General features: G+C 60.8%; 20 protein-coding genes. 8 read left to right on the top strand and 12 right to left on the bottom strand.

Translation table 11 applies throughout. The annotated features are described in order from the left end of the window. Positions 1-7 precede the first annotated feature (7 nt). The 3 genes from AT959_RS07520 to AT959_RS21070 are packed head-to-tail and all read right to left on the bottom strand — an operon-like array spanning position 8 to position 2,963. Complete coding sequence (locus tag AT959_RS07520) at positions 8-2,095, bottom strand: TonB-dependent receptor plug domain-containing protein (RefSeq protein WP_083518275.1); 2,088 nt, start codon at positions 2,093-2,095, stop codon at positions 8-10. Beyond that, entirely contained in the window at positions 2,092-2,697 is a 606-nt protein-coding gene (locus tag AT959_RS07515) for a PilZ domain-containing protein (protein ID WP_066882218.1), read from the bottom strand. The genes AT959_RS07520 and AT959_RS07515 overlap by 4 nt, the downstream gene beginning before the upstream one ends. A 41-nt stretch (positions 2,698-2,738) precedes the next feature. Further along, on the bottom strand, positions 2,739-2,963 hold the full coding sequence (locus AT959_RS21070) for a hypothetical protein (protein ID WP_157651241.1): 225 nt from the start codon (positions 2,961-2,963) through the stop codon (positions 2,739-2,741). On the opposite strand from AT959_RS21070, the gene metX reads away from it, so the two are divergent. From metX to AT959_RS07500, 3 genes are read left to right on the top strand one after another with little or no spacing between them, the layout of a single operon-like run. Beyond that, positions 2,952-4,076 carry a homoserine O-succinyltransferase MetX gene (gene metX, locus AT959_RS07510; RefSeq protein WP_066882216.1) on the top strand — a complete coding sequence of 375 codons (1,125 nt, stop codon included), beginning with the start codon at positions 2,952-2,954 and terminating at the stop codon, positions 4,074-4,076. The genes AT959_RS21070 and metX overlap by 12 nt on opposite strands. Further along, positions 4,073-4,684, top strand: a complete 612-nt coding sequence (metW, locus tag AT959_RS07505; protein WP_066882214.1) for a methionine biosynthesis protein MetW — start codon at positions 4,073-4,075, stop codon at positions 4,682-4,684. The genes metX and metW overlap by 4 nt, the downstream gene beginning before the upstream one ends. Then, positions 4,684-5,952, top strand: coding sequence for an AmpG family muropeptide MFS transporter (locus AT959_RS07500; protein ID WP_066882212.1), 1,269 nt, complete (start codon positions 4,684-4,686; stop codon positions 5,950-5,952). Before metW ends, AT959_RS07500 begins: the two co-directional genes overlap by 1 nt. Here AT959_RS07500 and AT959_RS07495 read toward each other — a convergent pair. The 5 genes from AT959_RS07495 to AT959_RS07480 all read right to left on the bottom strand — a co-directional run bounded on the left by AT959_RS07495 (position 5,936) and on the right by AT959_RS07480 (position 8,122). Beyond that, the gene (locus tag AT959_RS07495; protein WP_066882356.1) at positions 5,936-6,244 is read right to left on the bottom strand and encodes a hypothetical protein; all 309 of its coding nucleotides are present in this window, start codon (positions 6,242-6,244) and stop codon (positions 5,936-5,938) included. The two genes, AT959_RS07500 and AT959_RS07495, sit on opposite strands and share 17 nt — an antisense overlap. 2 nt (positions 6,245-6,246) lie before the next feature. Next, a complete protein-coding gene (locus AT959_RS20455) occupies positions 6,247-6,540 on the bottom strand; it encodes a YqjK family protein (RefSeq protein ID WP_083518273.1) in 294 nt (97 codons plus the stop codon). Beyond that, complete coding sequence (locus AT959_RS07490; RefSeq protein WP_066882210.1) at positions 6,537-6,944, bottom strand: phage holin family protein; 408 nt, start codon at positions 6,942-6,944, stop codon at positions 6,537-6,539. The genes AT959_RS20455 and AT959_RS07490 overlap by 4 nt, the downstream gene beginning before the upstream one ends. A 4-nt stretch (positions 6,945-6,948) precedes the next feature. Continuing rightward, positions 6,949-7,263, bottom strand: a complete 315-nt coding sequence (locus AT959_RS07485) for an ElaB/YgaM/YqjD family protein (RefSeq protein ID WP_066882208.1) — start codon at positions 7,261-7,263, stop codon at positions 6,949-6,951. 79 nt (positions 7,264-7,342) lie between these two features. Then, positions 7,343-8,122, bottom strand: a complete 780-nt coding sequence (locus AT959_RS07480; protein WP_066882206.1) for an exodeoxyribonuclease III — start codon at positions 8,120-8,122, stop codon at positions 7,343-7,345. A gap of 47 nt (positions 8,123-8,169) precedes the next feature. On the opposite strand from AT959_RS07480, the gene pyrE reads away from it, so the two are divergent. Together pyrE and AT959_RS07470 are read left to right on the top strand one after the other, a co-directional pair. Continuing rightward, positions 8,170-8,811, top strand: a complete 642-nt coding sequence (gene pyrE, locus AT959_RS07475; RefSeq protein ID WP_066882204.1) for an orotate phosphoribosyltransferase — start codon at positions 8,170-8,172, stop codon at positions 8,809-8,811. Beyond that, positions 8,804-9,451, top strand: coding sequence for a hypothetical protein (locus AT959_RS07470; protein WP_157651240.1), 648 nt, complete (start codon positions 8,804-8,806; stop codon positions 9,449-9,451). Before pyrE ends, AT959_RS07470 begins: the two co-directional genes overlap by 8 nt. Here AT959_RS07470 and gatB read toward each other — a convergent pair whose 3' ends face one another. From gatB to gatC, 4 genes are read right to left on the bottom strand one after another with little or no spacing between them, the layout of a single operon-like run. Next, positions 9,452-10,906, bottom strand: coding sequence for an Asp-tRNA(Asn)/Glu-tRNA(Gln) amidotransferase subunit GatB (gene gatB, locus AT959_RS07465; RefSeq protein WP_066882200.1), 1,455 nt, complete (start codon positions 10,904-10,906; stop codon positions 9,452-9,454). It lies immediately after the preceding gene. A 12-nt stretch (positions 10,907-10,918) separates the two neighbouring features. Next, positions 10,919-11,449 (bottom strand): hypothetical protein, encoded by a 531-nt coding sequence (locus AT959_RS07460; protein ID WP_066882198.1) that lies wholly within the window; start codon positions 11,447-11,449, stop codon positions 10,919-10,921. Between the two features lie 3 nt (positions 11,450-11,452). Then, complete coding sequence (gatA, locus tag AT959_RS07455; protein ID WP_066882196.1) at positions 11,453-12,910, bottom strand: Asp-tRNA(Asn)/Glu-tRNA(Gln) amidotransferase subunit GatA; 1,458 nt, start codon at positions 12,908-12,910, stop codon at positions 11,453-11,455. Continuing rightward, a complete protein-coding gene (gene gatC / locus AT959_RS07450; protein ID WP_066882194.1) occupies positions 12,907-13,194 on the bottom strand; it encodes an Asp-tRNA(Asn)/Glu-tRNA(Gln) amidotransferase subunit GatC in 288 nt (95 codons plus the stop codon). The genes gatA and gatC overlap by 4 nt, the downstream gene beginning before the upstream one ends. 104 nt (positions 13,195-13,298) lie before the next feature. On the opposite strand from gatC, the gene AT959_RS07445 reads away from it, so the two are divergent. Genes AT959_RS07445 through mreD form a run of 3 tightly spaced genes read left to right on the top strand, consistent with a single transcriptional unit; the run spans position 13,299 to position 15,832 of the window. Continuing rightward, on the top strand, positions 13,299-14,342 hold the full coding sequence (locus AT959_RS07445; protein WP_066882192.1) for a rod shape-determining protein: 1,044 nt from the start codon (positions 13,299-13,301) through the stop codon (positions 14,340-14,342). A gap of 30 nt (positions 14,343-14,372) precedes the next feature. Beyond that, positions 14,373-15,311 carry a rod shape-determining protein MreC gene (mreC, locus tag AT959_RS07440; RefSeq protein ID WP_066882190.1) on the top strand — a complete coding sequence of 313 codons (939 nt, stop codon included), beginning with the start codon at positions 14,373-14,375 and terminating at the stop codon, positions 15,309-15,311. Beyond that, the gene (gene mreD / locus AT959_RS07435) at positions 15,311-15,832 is read left to right on the top strand and encodes a rod shape-determining protein MreD (protein ID WP_066882189.1); all 522 of its coding nucleotides are present in this window, start codon (positions 15,311-15,313) and stop codon (positions 15,830-15,832) included. The genes mreC and mreD overlap by 1 nt, the downstream gene beginning before the upstream one ends. The last annotated feature ends 12 nt before the right edge of the window (positions 15,833-15,844 follow it).

Below are 15,844 nucleotides of genomic sequence, written 5' to 3'. Positions count from 1 at the left end.
GGAGCCCCTAGAAATCCAGGCGCAGGCTGAGCCAGTGGCGATTTTCGACGATGCGGTCGGCCGGATTGCCGTAAGCCTTGAACTCACCGTGAGCACCGTTCAGGGATTGAACGGTGTAAGCCACCTCACCACTCCATCCGGCAAGCCGGAACGGGTAGCCCAGCCGGGTATCGACCCGGGTGTACTTTTCGGCCCAGGTATTGCGCGTCCACTTCATCTTGTCCAGCCAATAGCCGACCAGCGAAAATTCCAGGCCTAGCGGCAGCTTCTGCATCAACATTGCTGAAGTCGCATGCCGGGGCGCCGAGCGTTCGGAAAGCTGATCGAGATTGCCCAGAGTCTGCGAATTAGCACCAGCAAGGGCGGTGGCCAACGCATCGTCGAGGAATTCGGAATAAATATGGACAAAGCTCTGCGAAACCATGATCCGGGTCGGTTCGAATGGCTGCCACTTCCACTGATACTCGACCCCTTCGATACGAATCTGCTGCACCGGTGCGGTGAACTTCGGATCGAGAAGAACCTGAACCAGACGGTTCGGAATTTTTTCCTGGAAGCCCCTGACATCCAGGCTCATCCGCCAGTCCCGCCAATCGCCGAGGTAACCGAGTTCGAGGGTGTCGAGTTGCTCGGCCGGCAGGTTCGGGTTACCGACAAACAGGCGCCCGGTTGCCGATCGCTGCTCGCCAGGCGCAAAGGGCATGCCATTGGCCTTGGCAAAGGGAACGACAACCTCGTTGCCGCGATAATCGACCACACTCCCGGTACGGTAAGCACGTGAATAACTCAGGCGAACGGTGTTTTCGGGGTTCAAATGGAAGCTGGCGCTGATCCGGGGCGAGGTATGTGTCCCAGCCAATGAGTCGTCATCGACAGAGGCACCGAGATTACCGGTAAACCACGTAGCCGGCTTCCATTCAAGATTCCCGAATAGACGGGCAACTTCCCGGCGTACGGTTCCCCGGGAATACAGCATGGTGTCGGAACTCAACGCATCGCTGCGCCATCCCGCCCCCCAGACGACCCGGGCACGCTCGAAGGGAGAAAAGTTGTGCTGCGCTTCTATTTCGTTACGCGTCCCGTGGTCGCCAAATTCGTCAGCCGAATACAGGTAGCCATTCTTGTTCAGGTTGAAACGATCGGATGCCCAGTCTGCGCTGTATGAATAACGCAACTGGAAATCAGAATCCGCCGCTAGCGAATGGCGCCACAACACCTGCAGATAGCTACTCGACTGTGAAAAATCGTGTATCGGCCAGTCCGGACTACTGCCGCCAGTTAGTACATCACCGTTCCTGGCCAGGCGGCCGCGTTGCATCACCGCCTCGACATGGCCGGCACTGAACTGGAGACTGTCGCGGTCGGTCAATGTAAAATCAGCCCGAAAATCGAACAATCGGGAACTGAAGGAATCTTTCCAGTCGAACCGGTCAGTCAGGCCGTTGTCGTCCTTCTGCTGATAGGTAAAACGAAAGTCGCCCGCCTCGCCGAACTTGCCGCCGTTGCGCAGGGTGTAGTCGCGAACGCCCTGATTGCCCTGGTTGGTCGACACGGAAAAACCGCGCACCAGAGCCGGATCAACCGTGATGATGTTGATCACACCGAGAAATGCATTGGAGCCATAAGACGCGGAGTTCGAACCGCGCACTACTTCGATACGCTCAATATCCTCCAGTGCGACCAGCAATGTCGCCCAATTAACCCCATTGCGGAATAACGGGGAATACAAGGATCGGCCATCAATCAGGATCTGCACGCGCGGTGAAAAATCCTCATCGGTCAAACCGTGGTAAGTAACCCGGGCCGCATCAGTGTTGTTTGGGTAGGTTTGAAACCCGGGAACCAGCCTGAAGACATCGTTTAGATCCCGGGCTCCGGATGCTTTGATAATTTCGCGATCAATCACCGTCACCGCGGTCGGAGCATCAGCCAATTTCTGCGGTAAGCGGCTAACCGAAGCGACCACCGGCAATTCGCTGAAATAGATGCTTTCATCGACTGCCACAGCCGAGCCGGCTACGCCCAGGCTGGCGATATAGAGCGCCAGCGGCTTCGGCCAGGTCTTGAGCGATCGGCCTAACAAACGATTTTTCATAGGCCTTCGACGTCAAAAGGGGCGGCCAGGGCAATCTTCCAGGCATCGGCAAAACATTCGGCCTGCGCCCCGATTTTGGCGGCATGCCGCCGGGTAGCAACCAGGCAGAGCGCCAGTCCCGCCTGGTCGACCATCGTCACCCCGGCCAGATCGATCTCCTCGATGCCGACCCGGGTCAGGGCATGCATGAAGTCACCGCGCAAGGTGCCGTTCAAGCCGCCGGTGATCCGCATCACCTTGCGCCCCGAAAGCTCGTGCACCGAGAGGATCGACGCCTGACCTTGGGCCAGGGCACCGCTGATCGCATCGTCGATCATCACCTGGTTGATCGGCCCGGTCTGAAAGCGGGCCCCGAACAGGTCGCCGACCCGACTGACCACCGCCGCCGGAACATCGATGATCGGCGAACCGAACAGCGAAAATTCGCAGCCCGCCGTATGGCCGATATCGAGGCCGAGATCGGTCCGCAGCATCAGCCCTGACAGCGAGAGGTTTTCGATGACGCCGTGGCCGATCGAACCGGCATAGCCAATCCGGACAGGTGGCGGGTTCCCGAAACGAATGCGTTGATGTCTCCGTTGATCCAGTAGGTTGCTCGCCACGTTTTTCCAGTTGATTGGTTTTTTCACATATTAACAAAACTTCACAAAGCTACCGCGCTGCGCAGGGCGGCCCTGTTTAATTGACTTTTCCCGGCCCGCTCGGTATTGTCACCGACACGCTGGAAAGACATCAGCCGCGCCGATTTGAGCTCTGATTGCGGGCGCCACATAAATACAGCTAAAACGGGAACCACCCAGTTCGCGTTTAGGAAGCCTTCTTCAACGCCACTGGGTTTTTTGTTTTCAGGAACAGCATGCCAGGACAATCCGTCGGCGCCGTCAAGTCACAGCGCGCCCACTTCGACCAGCCGCTGCATTTGCGCAGTGGCGGGGTTCTGCCCGCCTACGATCTGGTCTATGAAACCTACGGCTCGCTCAACGCGGCCAAGTCGAATGCCATTCTCGTCTGCCATGCCTTGTCGGGCCACCACCACATTGCCGGGCACTATGCCGAGCAGCCGGACAACATCGGCTGGTGGGACAACATCGTCGGCCCCGGTCGTCCGCTTGATACCGACAAATTCTTCATCGTCGGCCTCAACAACCTCGGCGGCTGCCATGGCTCGACCGGCCCGTCCTCGCTCAATCCGGCGACCGGCAAACCGTGGGGTGCCGATTTTCCGATCGTCGCCGTCAATGACTGGGTCCATGCCCAGGCCCGGCTGGCCGACCAACTCGGCATCGATAGCTGGGCGGCGGTCATGGGCGGCAGCCTGGGCGGCATGCAGGCCTTGCGCTGGAGCATCACCTACCCCGAGCGGGTCCGCAACGCCATTGTGATTGCCGCCGCCCCCAAGCTGTCGGCGCAGAACATTGCCTTCAATGACGTCGCCCGCCAGGCCATCCTGACCGATCCGGACTTCCACGGCGGCAACTACTACGAACACAACACCCGGCCAGTGCGCGGCCTGCGCCTGGCCCGCATGCTCGGTCACATCACCTACCTGTCCGACGACCAGATGGGTGAGAAATTCGGCCGCGAATTGCGCAACAGTGCCTTTTCCTTCGGTTTCGACGTCGAATTCGAGGTCGAATCGTACCTACGCTACCAGGGCGACAAATTCGCCGGCTATTTCGACGCCAACACCTACCTGCTGATGACCAAGGCGCTCGATTATTTCGATCCCTCGCGCGAGGACGGCGGCGATTTGACGGCGACCATGGCCCGTACCCAGGCGAATTTCCTGATCGCTTCGTTTACCACCGACTGGCGCTTCACCCCGGCCCGTTCGAAGGAAATCGTCGCCGCCCTGCTTGCCAACGGGCGCAATGTCTCCTACGCGGAAATCGACCTCAATTTCGGCCACGACTCTTTCCTGATGGACGACGCCCATTACCATGGCGTGGTCGATGCCTACCTGCGGAATATCAAGCTATGACGCATACCCTGGGGCGCCCCGATTTTGACCTGATCGCCGCCTGGATCGAGCCGGGCCATCGCGTTCTCGACCTTGGCTGCGGCGATGGCACGCTGCTCAAGCACCTGATCGAGACGCGCGGTGTACAAGGCTGGGGCGTCGAAATCGACGACAGCAACATCCTCGCTGCGATCAAGAATGGGATCAATGTCATCCAGGGCAACCTCGAACGCGGCCTGGACGAGTTCGCCGACCAGGCCTTCGATCATGTCGTGCTGTCGCGCACCTTGCAAACGGTGCGCCACACCGAGGGCATCCTGCTCGAGATGCTGCGGGTCGGCCGCGAAGCGGTCGTTTCCTTCCCGAATTTCGCCTACTGGAAAAACCTGCGCTCGGTCCTTGACGGCCGCATGCCGGTTTCCGAAGACCTGCCTTACCAGTGGTACGACTCGCCCAACGTCCGCTTCTTCACGCTGCTCGATTTCGAAGCCCTCTGCCAAAAAATGGGGCTGATCATCCGTGAACGCCACGTCCTCGACGAACAAGGCAATATCGTCGCCAATACCGACAACCGGGAAGTCAATTTCCTCGGCAGCCTGGCGGTCTACCGCCTGACGCGCGCCCGCTGATGCCAGCCTGGCTCGGGCCCCTGCTCACCAGGAAGATGCTGATCTGCATCTTCACCGGCTTCAGCTCCGGCCTGCCGCTCTACCTGCTGCTCAACCTGTTGCCGGCCTGGCTGCGCAGCGAAGGCGTCGATCTCAAAACGATCGGCTTCTTTGCCCTGATCCAGTTCCCCTACACCTGGAAATTCCTCTGGTCGCCGCTGCTCGATCGTTTCAGCGTGCCCGGCTTTGGCCGCCGTCGGGGCTGGATGCTGGTCACCCAAGTCGGCCTGCTGTTCGCCATCGGCTTCCTCGGCGGTCTCGATCCGAAGGAAAGCATCTGGCCCATCCTCTGGCTGGCGGCCCTGCTTGCCTTCCTGTCCGGGACACAGGATATTGCGGTCGACGCCTTCCGGCGGGAAATTCTCGACGACCACGAACTCGGCCTCGGCAATGCAGTACACGTTAACGCTTACCGGATCGCTGGCCTGATTCCCGGTTCGCTGTCGCTGATCCTGGCTGACCGCCTGCCGTGGAACGAGGTCTTCTGGATCACCGGCGCCTTCATGCTGCCCGGTATGGCGATGGCTTGGCTGGTCAGCGAGCCGCACATCAAGGGAGTGCCGAAGACCTTGCGCCAGGCGGTCACCGAACCTTTCCACGAGTTCATTGGCCGGCAAGGCTGGCGCGGCGCCGCACTGGTCCTCGGCTTCATCTTTCTCTACAAACTCGGTGACAGCCTGTGCACCGCGCTGGCTACCCCGTTCTACCTCGACATGGGCTTCACCAAGACCGACATCGGCCTGATCGCCAAGCATGCTGGCCTCTGGCCAGCGGTCATTGGCGCCCTGCTCGGTGGCTTGTGGATGATCAGGCTGGGCATCAACCGGGCCTTGTGGCTGTTCGGCGTCGTCCAACTAGTCTCGATCTTCGGCTTCGCCTGGCTGGCCGCCCAGGGCCATTACGACAGCATTGGCGTCGGCGAACGCCTCGCGCTGGCCTTTGTCATCGGCCTGGAAGCACTGGGCGTCGGTTTGGGTACGGCCGCCTTCGTCGCCTTCATTGCCCGCTCGACGCACCCTGCCTATACCGCGACGCAAATGGCTTTGTTCACCAGCCTGGCCGCCGTTCCGCGCACCTTCATCAACGCCTCGGCGGGCTGGCTGGTCGAATCGCTGGGTTGGCTCAACTTTTTCTGGTTATGCGCTGCCCTAGCCCTGCCGGGCATGCTCCTGCTCGTCAAAGTCGCCCCCTGGCACCGTCCCGCAGAAGCGCTCAGTCACCCCGGTTGAGGCGGCGCCGGTCCAGCCACCAGGCGTAAGCCGGCAGGAAAAGCATCGAGCCGGGCAAGACCAAGGCGATCAGATAAGGAGAAAGGTGCGCCATCCGGCGCAAATGGCCGAGAATTTCTTCTTTCTCGGCCGGCGTCCATTGGCCGCCATTACGCGCCTTCATCAGCAAGGGCATCAGGCCGCGTGTCGCGACCAGTTCGGCCAGGATACGGCGCGCTTCGCGCCGCTGTGAAGAGAGTATCTGCTGCCACCAGGCAGGAATGGCAATCTCTGCCTGCTCGCTGCTTGCCACGGTCAACGCATCCCGGTCAGTGAATTTCGTATTGCCTGCCAGCCACGCCAGACAAAAAAGCCACGTTTCGCCCAGCGCCATGCGCGACGCGGACGAGCCACCACGACGGCTGCTACGGCAAGACCGATGGCAGCCGGATGGTGCTTCAGCCAATCCACCCCTTGCATGACCGCATCACCGCGGGCCAACGCAGCCTCGAGTGGTACCACCTGCTGCCGCAGCGTGCGGCGCTGCTCGTCGATACGAGCTTTCAGGGCACCATGCCGGGTCGCCAGCAACAGCAGTTTCTGGTTCATTCCGGCTTTTTGGCGTAGCGGCGCAATTCGGCCATGTCGGCCTCAAGTTCCGTCAGACTGGCCCGGAACAGCTTGCTCGGTTGCTGCGCCTGCTTCTTGATCGAGCCGATCAGCAACAAGCCGCCCCCGATAAACAGCGCGGCAAAGAGGCCAAAGACCAGCACCCGCTGTTCCCAGAAGGCCAATGCAATGCAGAACACAGCCATGACGACGCCGAGCGCGAGCATGAAAGCGGCACCGATCGCTTTTGACCACAGCGTCATGAGGCGGAGTTTCTCCTCCTCCAGCTCGGTCACCAGCAGTTCGGCGCGCGTCTTCCCGATCGCGATCAGCGTCGCGATCATGTTTTTCAAGGCGGCAAAGAGACCTGCGCGGCCAGCTTCACCGCCTGCTTGCTGCGTCATGCGTTCAGCGACGGCCGATCAGCACGCCGAGCGCCAAACCGAGGGCGGCGGCAACACCAACTGCCTTCCACGGTTGGTCATGCACGAAATCGTCGGTCGCCCGCGCCGCGGCCTTGGTCTTGTCGACCAGAGCTGCTTCGGCATCGGCCAGACGTTCCTTGGCATCACGCAGACGAACTTCAATCTTGGTACGCAGCTCACCGACCTTTTCACCGGCGGCACCAGCGGTCGCCCGCAGGATTTCTTCAGCGTCGGAGATAACAACCTTCATGTCGGAAACCAGCTTTTCCTTGTTGGCGGCAGTCAGATCTTGGGACATTTTCAACCTCGTTGGTGACAGATAAGCAAGGAGTACAGGTTAGCCCGTCCGCGCGCTGAAATCAATTCGCATGAAGGGCTTAGGCAAAATCATAATCGATGATCAACGGCGCATGATCGGAGAAACGTTCGGCTTTGTAGATTTCGGCCCGCTGCGCCGTGGCGGCGAGGCCGGGCGTGGCAATCTGGTAATCGATCCGCCAGCCAACATTCTTGGCCCAGGCCTGGCCGCGATTGCTCCACCAGGTGTAGGCCTCGCCCGTCGCGTCCGGATAAAGCCGGCGATAGACATCGACCCAGCCCAGTTCGTCGAACACCTTGCTCAGCCAGGCCCGCTCTTCCGGCAGGAAGCCGGAATTCTTCTGGTTCGACTTCCAGTTTTTCAGGTCGATTTCCTGATGCGCGATATTCCAGTCGCCACACAGCACTATTTCCCGCCCTTCGGCACGCAAGGCCAGCATTTGCGGAAAGAAGGCATCAAGAAAACGGAATTTGGCTTCCTGGCGCTCCGGTGACGAGGAACCGGAAGGCAAATATAGAGAGATGACCGACAGATTGCCGAAATCGGCCCGGATATAGCGCCCTTCGCTATCGAACTCGCCGCCATCGAAGCCTTCGATCACGCGGTCCGGCGGGCGGCGACTCCAGATTCCGACGCCGCTGTAGCCCTTCTTTTCGGCACAGTGATAGAAAGCCTGCATGCCATCCGGCGCATGCATTTCCGGAGAAAGGTCAGGCATCTGCGCTTTCAGTTCCTGCAAGCAGATGATGTCGGCCTGCTGAGCGGCGGCCCAGGGCAGCACATTTTTGCTCCAGGCGGAGCGGATGCCATTGAGGTTCAGGGAGATGATGCGTAACATTGTGCAATGATCGGCGCCGTTTTCACGGCCGTTAGGAATGGAAGAATATGGATTTTCGTCAGGATTTCATCGAATTCGCGCTGGGCTGCCAGGTATTGCGCTTTGGCGAATTCAAGACCAAGGCGGGACGGCTCTCGCCCTATTTCTTTAATGCCGGTTTGTTCAACGACGGCAAGTCGCTCGGCCAACTCGCCGAATTCTACGCCAAAGCGGCCGAAGCCGGCGGCGTTCAGTTCGACATGCTGTTCGGCCCGGCCTACAAGGGTATTCCGCTGGTCGCGGCAATCACCATGGCGCTGGCCCAGCGCGGCCAGAACTACCCCTTCGCCTTCAACCGCAAGGAAGCCAAGGATCACGGTGAAGGCGGCAACATCGTCGGCGCGCCGCTGGCCGGCCGCGTCCTGATTGTCGATGACGTCATTTCCGCCGGCACCTCGGTTCGCGAATCGGTCGAACTGATCCGTGCCGCCGGCGCCACACCGGCCGGCGTATTGATTGCGCTGGATCGCCAGGAACGTGGCCAGGGTGAATTGTCGGCCGTGCAGGAAGTGCAGCGCGACTATGGCATTCCGGTGATTGCAGTGGCTGGACTGGGCGACCTGATGGCCTTCCTGGAAAACCATGCCGAATTTTCCGTACACCGCAGCGCGGTCGCCAGCTACCGCCAGCAATACGGCGTCAATGGCTAAACGCCTGCTCGCCCCTCTCCTGTTGCTGCTTGCGACAACAGCCCAGGCCGGGGGGGAGTTCTATTGCTGCCAGGATCCGGGCAACGGACGTCGTGTCTGTGGCGACACCTTGCCTGATGTCTGCCGGGGCCGGGCTTACCGTCTGCTGGACAGCGCTGGCAACATCATCAAGGAAGTCGGACCGCCGCTCAGCCCGGAAGAAAAAGCCCTGGCCGCCGCGGAAAGCCGACGCAAGAAGAAGCTGGAAGAGGCCGACCGCGAGCAGCGGCGCCGGGATCAGGCCCTGCTCGACACCTACGCGCTGCCGCAGGATATCGACCTCGCTCAGCGCAAGGCCGAAGCCGATGTCAATTTTGCGATTACCGCCTCGCAGGCCAAGATCGACGTGGCGCGCAAGAAGCGCAAGAAATTCGAGGCGGAAGCCGAGTTCTACAAGAAGAAGACGCTGCCGCCCGAGCTCGAGAAAGAGCTGCGGGCCATTGATCACGAGATCAAGCTTGAGCAGGAGTTGCTCGACATCAAGAAACACGATTTCGAGACCATCAAGACCAAGTACGACGCCGACCGCAAGCGCTACAACGAGCTGACCGGCCGCGCCAAGCCAGCCGCACCGTTCAGCGGTGCGGCCCAGCCCCGGTAGTTAGCCCGCCAGCTTCTGGCGCAGCAGGTCGTTGACCTGCTGCGGATTGGCCTTGCCCTTGGCCGCTTTCATCACCTGACCGACCAGCGCGTTGAAAGCCTTCTCCTTGCCGGCCTTGAACTCGGCAACATTGGCGGCATTGGCGGCCAGTACCTCATCGACCAGCGTCTCGATGGCACCGCTGTCGGTAATCTGCTTCAGGCCCTGCTTTTCGATGACGTCGTCGGCTGTGGCCCCCTCGCCATTCCACAAGGCCTCGAAGACTTTTTTGGCGATGTTGTTGGAAATGGTGTTGTCGGCAATCCGCTGGATCAGGCCGGCCAATTTCGCGGCGCTGACCGGCGACTCGACCAGTTCCTTGCCTTCCTTGTTCAGGCGGGCGGCCAGATCGACCATCACCCAGTTGGCGCAGGGCTTGGCATTGGCCTTGCCGGCGAGTGCTACGGTCGACTCGAAATAATCGGCCATTTCCTGGCTGGCGGTCAGCGTAATGGCATCGTAGGCCGACAGACCGAGTTCGTTGACGAAGCGCTCGCGCTTCTGGCCCGGCAATTCGGGCAGTTCGCCCTTGACGCGGTTGATCCAGTCGCTGGAGATGATCAGCGGCAGCAGGTCGGGATCGGGGAAATAGCGGTAATCGTGCGCATCTTCCTTGCTCCGCATCATCCGCGTCTCACCGCTATCCGGATCGAACAGCACGGTCGCCTGCTGGATCTTGCGCCCTTCCTCGATCTCGTTGATCTGCCACTGCACTTCGAAATCGATGGCTTCCTTGAGGAAACGGAAGGAGTTCAGGTTCTTGATTTCACGGCGCGTACCGAATTCAGCTTGGCCTTTCGGACGCACCGAAACGTTGGCATCGCAGCGGAAGGAGCCTTCCTGCATGTTGCCGTCACAGATACCGATCCAGCGTACCAGCGCATGTAGGGACTTGGCGTAGGCCACCGCTTCGTCGGAGGAGCGCATGTCCGGCTCGGAAACGATCTCAAGCAGCGGCGTACCGGCCCGATTGAGGTCAATCCCTGATTTGCCGTGAAAATCTTCATGCAGCGACTTGCCGGCATCTTCTTCCAGATGTGCCCGGGTCAGGCGAACGACTTTTTCATAGGCCTTGTCACCCTGGCCGACCTGCAGCGTAATGTTGCCCCCGACGACGACCGGCAGGTCCATCTGGCTGATCTGGTAGCCCTTCGGCAGATCAGGATAGAAGTAATTCTTGCGGGCAAAGACCGACTTTTGCGCCACTTCGGCGCCGATTGCCAAACCAAAGCGAATGGCACACTCGACTGCCTTCTTGTTGAGCACCGGCAAAACGCCCGGCAAGGCGAGGTCAACCGCACAGGCCTGCGTATTCGGCTCAGCCCCGAAGGCCGTCGAGGCGCCGGAGAAAATTTTCGAAACGGTCGCCAGTTGCGCGTGCGTCTCGATGCCAATCACCACTTCCCACTGATTCATAGTTCTATCCGTTCAGAAACAACGCCCTGATTTCGCCTCGACCATGATCGGCCAGAGGTAACTGAAAGCATCCCCTTCGCAGGACTTGGGGCAACCGTTGAAAGCAACCGTGACTTTGGGACCCTGCTCCCACATCCGTACCGAGCACCCGGTTTCGCTCTTGTGCTTGAGCAAGGCCTGCGGCAGTTTTTCCACCTGTTCAAATTCCTTCAGGTTGAAACGGCAGGTCCCGTATCCTTTCATGCTGACCTGGGCAGAGAAAGCCTTGACCTCGCCCTCCTTGACCAGCAAGTCGAGTTTGGTCACCGTCCCGATCGCATCTTTATGCGAACACGTCGACTTGACGTTGAGCGGTCGGGTCGGCTGCGGCTTGATCTGGCGCTTGGCCAGATACTTCAGCGTATCCGACTTGAATTTCGGCTGCGTTGCTGCGGTCGACGTGCTTTCCGGGGCAGATTCTGCGGCAGCGGGCTCCGGCTGCTTGTCGACCTCGGCGCAGCCCGCCGCGACCAGCGCCGCCAGAATCGCCCAGTACCGCCGCATATTTTACTCGATGCCGGCCGGCCGACGCTGATGCCAGTCGCTGGCCTGCTGATAACGATGGGCGACATTCAGCAACTGCGCCTCGGCAAAATAATTGCCGATCAACTGCAAGCCGACCGGCAGGCCGCCGGCGAAACCGCAGGGCACCGACATGCCGGGCAGGCCGGCCAGATTCACCGCGATGGTGTAGATGTCCGACAGGTACATCTGCACCGGATCGGCCGCTTTTTCACCAAGCGTGAAGGCGGTGGACGGCGACGTCGGCCCCATGATTACGTCGCATACCTTGAAGGCCTCGACAAAGTCGTTGGCGATCAGGCGGCGGATGCGCTGTGCCTGCAGGTAGTAGGCATCATAATAGCCATGCGACAGCACGTAGGCGCCGATCATGATCCGGCGCTTGACCTCGGCACCAAAGCCCTGGGCCCGGCTCTTCATGTACATATCGTCGAGATTACCGTAATCCTCGGCGCGGAAGCCGTAGCGCACACCATCGAAACGCGACAGGTTGGAACTCGCCTCGGCCGGCGCAATGACGTAATAAGCAGGTACCGACAAGTGCGAGTTGGGCAGCGAAATCTCGACGGTCGTCGCGCCGAGCTTTTCGTACTCGGCAATCGCCGCCCGTACCGCGGCCATCACCTCGGCATCGCAGCCTTCGCCGAAGAACTCCTTCGGCAAGCCGATGCGCAAGCCAGCCAGCGGCTGGCCGAGATCGCGGGCATAGTCTTCCGCCGACCGCTCGAGCGAAGTCGAATCGCGCTCGTCGTAACCGGCCATACTATTCAGCAGCAAGGCGCAATCTTCAGCGCTGGCCGCCATTGGACCCGCCTGGTCGAGCGACGAGGCGAAGGCGATCATGCCGTAACGGGACACCACACCGTAGGTCGGCTTCAGGCCGGTCAGGTTGCACAGTGCGGCCGGCTGGCGGATCGAGCCACCGGTATCGGTGCCGGTTGCCGCCGGCGCCAGACGTGCCGCAACGGCCGCCGCCGAACCACCGGAGGAACCGCCGGGCACCCGCCCGTTATCCCACGGATTGCGCACCGGACCGAAATACGAGGTTTCGTTGGAGGAGCCCATCGCGAACTCGTCCATATTGGTCTTGCCGAGCGAGACCAGACCGGCTTCGCCTTCCATTTTCCGAATCACCGTCGCATCGTAGGGCGAGACAAAATTGGCCAGCATCTTCGAGCCGCAGGTCGTCCGCCAGCCTTCGGCACAGAAGATGTCCTTCTGGGCAATCGGGATGCCGGTCAGCAAGCCAGCCGTCCCGGCGGCGATGCGGGCATCGGCGGCGCGGGCGGAATTCAGGCTTTTTTCGGCGTCGACCGTGACGAAGGCATTCAGCGTCGGGTTGAGGCGGTTGATGCGGTCGAGAAAGAATTGCGTCAGTTCGACGCTGGAAATCTGCTTGGCGGCCAGCGCCTGCGACAGTTGCTTGAGGCTGGCGTTGATCATTCGATCACCTTCGGGACAAGATAAAGACCGGCTTCGACTTCCGGGGCGACCGCCTGATAGGCCGCCCGGCGATCCGTTTCGCTGACCACGTCGTCACGCAGTCGCTGGCTCAGGTCCTGGGCATGCGCCATCGGCTCGACACCGCTGGTATCAACGGCCTGCATCTGCTCGATAAGCTGGAAAATTCCGTTGAGGTGCCCCTGGGTGGCGAGAGCCTCGGATTCGCTGACCTCGATGCGGGCGAGATGAGCGATGCGCTGAACCTGTTCTAATGTGAGGGACATTGTCTTAAAAGACTTTTTTGCAGTGCACAAAGTCTTAAAATGGAAAGCGTTATAAGGTATCATAAAAGTTTTCCCTACCGCACCCCCCCAACGCGGAGCTACAGATGTTCGGTTTCCTAAGTAAATATTTTTCCAACGACCTCGCCATCGACCTTGGCACCGCCAACACGCTCATTTATGTGCGTGGCCGGGCCATTGTGCTCGACGAGCCGTCGGTTGTTGCCATTCGCCTCGAAGGCGGCCCCAACGCCAAAAAAACAATCCAGGCCGTCGGCAAGGAAGCCAAGGAAATGCTTGGCAAGGCACCAGGCAGCATTACCGTGATTCGTCCGATGAAGGACGGCGTGATTGCCGACTTCACCGTCACCGAGCAGATGCTCAAGCAGTTCATCAAGAAGGTGCACGACTCCAAGCTGTTCAGCCCGAGCCCGCGCATCATCATCTGCGTCCCCTCCGGTTCGACCCAGGTTGAACGCCGCGCCATCCGCGAATCCGCGATCGGTGCTGGTGCCAGCCAGGTTTACCTGATCGAGGAACCGATGGCGGCAGCGATCGGTGCCGGCCTGCCGGTTGCCGAAGCGACCGGCTCGATGGTCGTCGATATCGGCGGCGGCACCACCGAAGTTGGCGTCATCTCGCTCGGCGGCATGGTCTATGCCGGTTCCGTGCGCGTTGGCGGCGACAAGCTGGACGAGGCGATCATCAATTACATCAGCCGCAACTACGGCATGATGATCGGCGAGAACACCGCCGAGAACATCAAGAAGAACATCGGCTCCGCCTTCCCGGGCGCCGAGGTCAAGGAAATGGAAGTTTCCGGCATCAACAAGGCCGAAGGCATCCCGCGCAAGTTCACGATTTCCTCCAACGAAATCCTCGAAGCGCTGACCGACCCGCTCAACCAGATCGTTTCCGCCGTCAAATCGGCGCTGGAAAAGACCCCGCCCGAACTCGGTGCCGACATTGCCGAAAAGGGCATGGTCCTGACCGGCGGCGGTGCCCTGTTGCGTGATCTCGACCGTCTGCTGATGGAAGAAACCGGCCTGCCGGTGATCGTCGCCGACGAGCCGCTGACCTGCGTTGCCCGCGGTTGCGGCATGGCGCTGGAAAAAATGGACAAGCTGGGCAGCATTTTTGCCTCTGACTAACCGTTGACCGCAGCAAGGCAGGATTAAGCGATGGCCGGCATCGACCACGCACCGCCACCGTTCTTCAAGCGAGGGCCAGCACCGCTGGCCCTCCTGACTTTCTACGTCGCCATTTCGCTCGCCCTGTTCGTCGTCGACCTGCGTTTCCGCAGCCTCGACCTCTTCCGGCAGAGCATTGCGCTGCTCGTCGACCCGGTCCAACGCGTCGCCCAGACGCCGGGTAGCCTGGTCGACTATGCCGCCAACTACCTGCAAGGCATGCGCGAGCTGCAGCACGAAAACAGCGAACTGAAGCATGCGCAACTCAATACCGCCCCCAATCTGCAGCGCCTGCTGCAACTGGAGGCGGAAAACGAGCGGCTGCGCAAACTCCTTGCCGTCAAGGAGCGCGAGAAAGCCAACGGCCAGGTGGCCCAGATTCTCTACACCGCCCGCGACCCGTTCTCGCGCAAGGTGATTGTCGACAAGGGCCAGCAGTCGGGCATCGTCGCCGGCCAGCCGGCGATCGACGAAGCCGGAGTGGTCGGGCAGGTGACCCGTGTCTTCCCGTTCTCGGCCGAAATCACGCTGATTACCGACAAGGATCAGGCAGTCCCGGTACAGATCGTCCGCAGCGGTCATCGCTCGGTCGTCTTCGGCCTCGGCAACGGCCAGCTTGAACTGCGTTACATGCCGGCCAACGCCGATGTCCAGGTGGGCGACATCCTTGTCACTTCGGGTCTGGACAGCGTTTATCTCCCAGGCTTCCCGGTCGCCAAGGTGGTCAATATCGAACGCGACAGCGCCTATTCCTTTGCCCGCATCTTCTGCGTACCAGTCGCTGGCGTCGAAAACTTCGGCGAAATCATGGTGCTCGATCCCCGCCAGCCGCTGCCGCCGGCGCCGCCCGAATCGGCTGGCCGCGGTGGCGACCTCGGCGATAGGGCCGGCCTGCGCCAGAAAAAGAAGCGCGCCGCGAAGAGCAACTGATGCAACCGACCTTCTCCTCATCCCGAATTCTGCTGCCGGTCCGGCCGTGGTTCATCTTTTTCAGTCTGATCGCGGCGGTGGCCCTCAATTTCCTGCCCACCGCGCACTGGCCCGGCATGCCGGACTGGGTGGCGCTCGTCCTGTGTTTCTGGAGCGTCCGCGAATTCCGCCGAGTCGGCATGGGCTGGGCCTTCATTCTCGGCCTGCTGATGGATGTCGCCGACGGCTCGGTGCTCGGCCAGCATTGCTTCGCCTACGTCCTGCTTGCCTACGTCTCGACCTCGCTGTCCCGCCGCCTGCTCTGGTTCCCGCTCGCCCAGCAGGCCTTGCAGGTCATGCCGCTGCTGTTCGGCGCCCAATTGATCCAGGCCCTGATGCGGCTCGCCGTCGGCGCCGAGTTCCCGGGCTGGAGCTATTTCATCGCCCCGCTGATCGAGACGCTGCTCTGGATACCCGCCACTTTCGTTCTGCTCCTGCCTCAGTACCGACCGGTCGAGCAGGATCCCGACCGTCCCATTTAAGCAGGCCGCACG

It is taken from the genome of Dechloromonas denitrificans, from assembly GCF_001551835.1.
Classification (GTDB): Bacteria; Pseudomonadota; Gammaproteobacteria; order Burkholderiales; family Rhodocyclaceae; genus Azonexus; species Azonexus denitrificans.
The sequence above is the reverse complement of the archived record's forward strand: the minus strand, read 5'-3'. Positions and strand labels throughout refer to the sequence as shown.

Bases quoted from the DNA above. Each gene is read 5' to 3' on its own strand.
- AT959_RS20455 (WP_083518273.1), bottom strand. From the start codon at position 6,540: ATGAACCAGAAACTGCTGTTGCTGGCGACCCGGCATGGTGCCCTGAAA.
- metW (WP_066882214.1), top strand. From the start codon at position 4,073: ATGACGCATACCCTGGGGCGCCCCGATTTTGACCTGATCGCCGCCTGG.
- AT959_RS07520 (WP_083518275.1), bottom strand. From the start codon at position 2,095: ATGAAAAATCGTTTGTTAGGCCGATCGCTCAAGACCTGGCCGAAGCCG.
- mreC (WP_066882190.1), top strand. From the start codon at position 14,373: ATGGCCGGCATCGACCACGCACCGCCACCGTTCTTCAAGCGAGGGCCA.
- mreD (WP_066882189.1), top strand. From the start codon at position 15,311: ATGCAACCGACCTTCTCCTCATCCCGAATTCTGCTGCCGGTCCGGCCG.
- gatB (WP_066882200.1), bottom strand. From the start codon at position 10,906: ATGAATCAGTGGGAAGTGGTGATTGGCATCGAGACGCACGCGCAACTG.
- AT959_RS07485 (WP_066882208.1), bottom strand. From the start codon at position 7,263: ATGTCCCAAGATCTGACTGCCGCCAACAAGGAAAAGCTGGTTTCCGAC.
- gatC (WP_066882194.1), bottom strand. From the start codon at position 13,194: ATGTCCCTCACATTAGAACAGGTTCAGCGCATCGCTCATCTCGCCCGC.
- pyrE (WP_066882204.1), top strand. From the start codon at position 8,170: ATGGATTTTCGTCAGGATTTCATCGAATTCGCGCTGGGCTGCCAGGTA.
- AT959_RS07445 (WP_066882192.1), top strand. From the start codon at position 13,299: ATGTTCGGTTTCCTAAGTAAATATTTTTCCAACGACCTCGCCATCGAC.
- AT959_RS07490 (WP_066882210.1), bottom strand. From the start codon at position 6,944: ATGACGCAGCAAGCAGGCGGTGAAGCTGGCCGCGCAGGTCTCTTTGCC.
- metX (WP_066882216.1), top strand. From the start codon at position 2,952: ATGCCAGGACAATCCGTCGGCGCCGTCAAGTCACAGCGCGCCCACTTC.
- AT959_RS07500 (WP_066882212.1), top strand. From the start codon at position 4,684: ATGCCAGCCTGGCTCGGGCCCCTGCTCACCAGGAAGATGCTGATCTGC.
- AT959_RS07470 (WP_157651240.1), top strand. From the start codon at position 8,804: ATGGCTAAACGCCTGCTCGCCCCTCTCCTGTTGCTGCTTGCGACAACA.
- gatA (WP_066882196.1), bottom strand. From the start codon at position 12,910: ATGATCAACGCCAGCCTCAAGCAACTGTCGCAGGCGCTGGCCGCCAAG.
- AT959_RS07460 (WP_066882198.1), bottom strand. From the start codon at position 11,449: ATGCGGCGGTACTGGGCGATTCTGGCGGCGCTGGTCGCGGCGGGCTGC.
- AT959_RS07480 (WP_066882206.1), bottom strand. From the start codon at position 8,122: ATGTTACGCATCATCTCCCTGAACCTCAATGGCATCCGCTCCGCCTGG.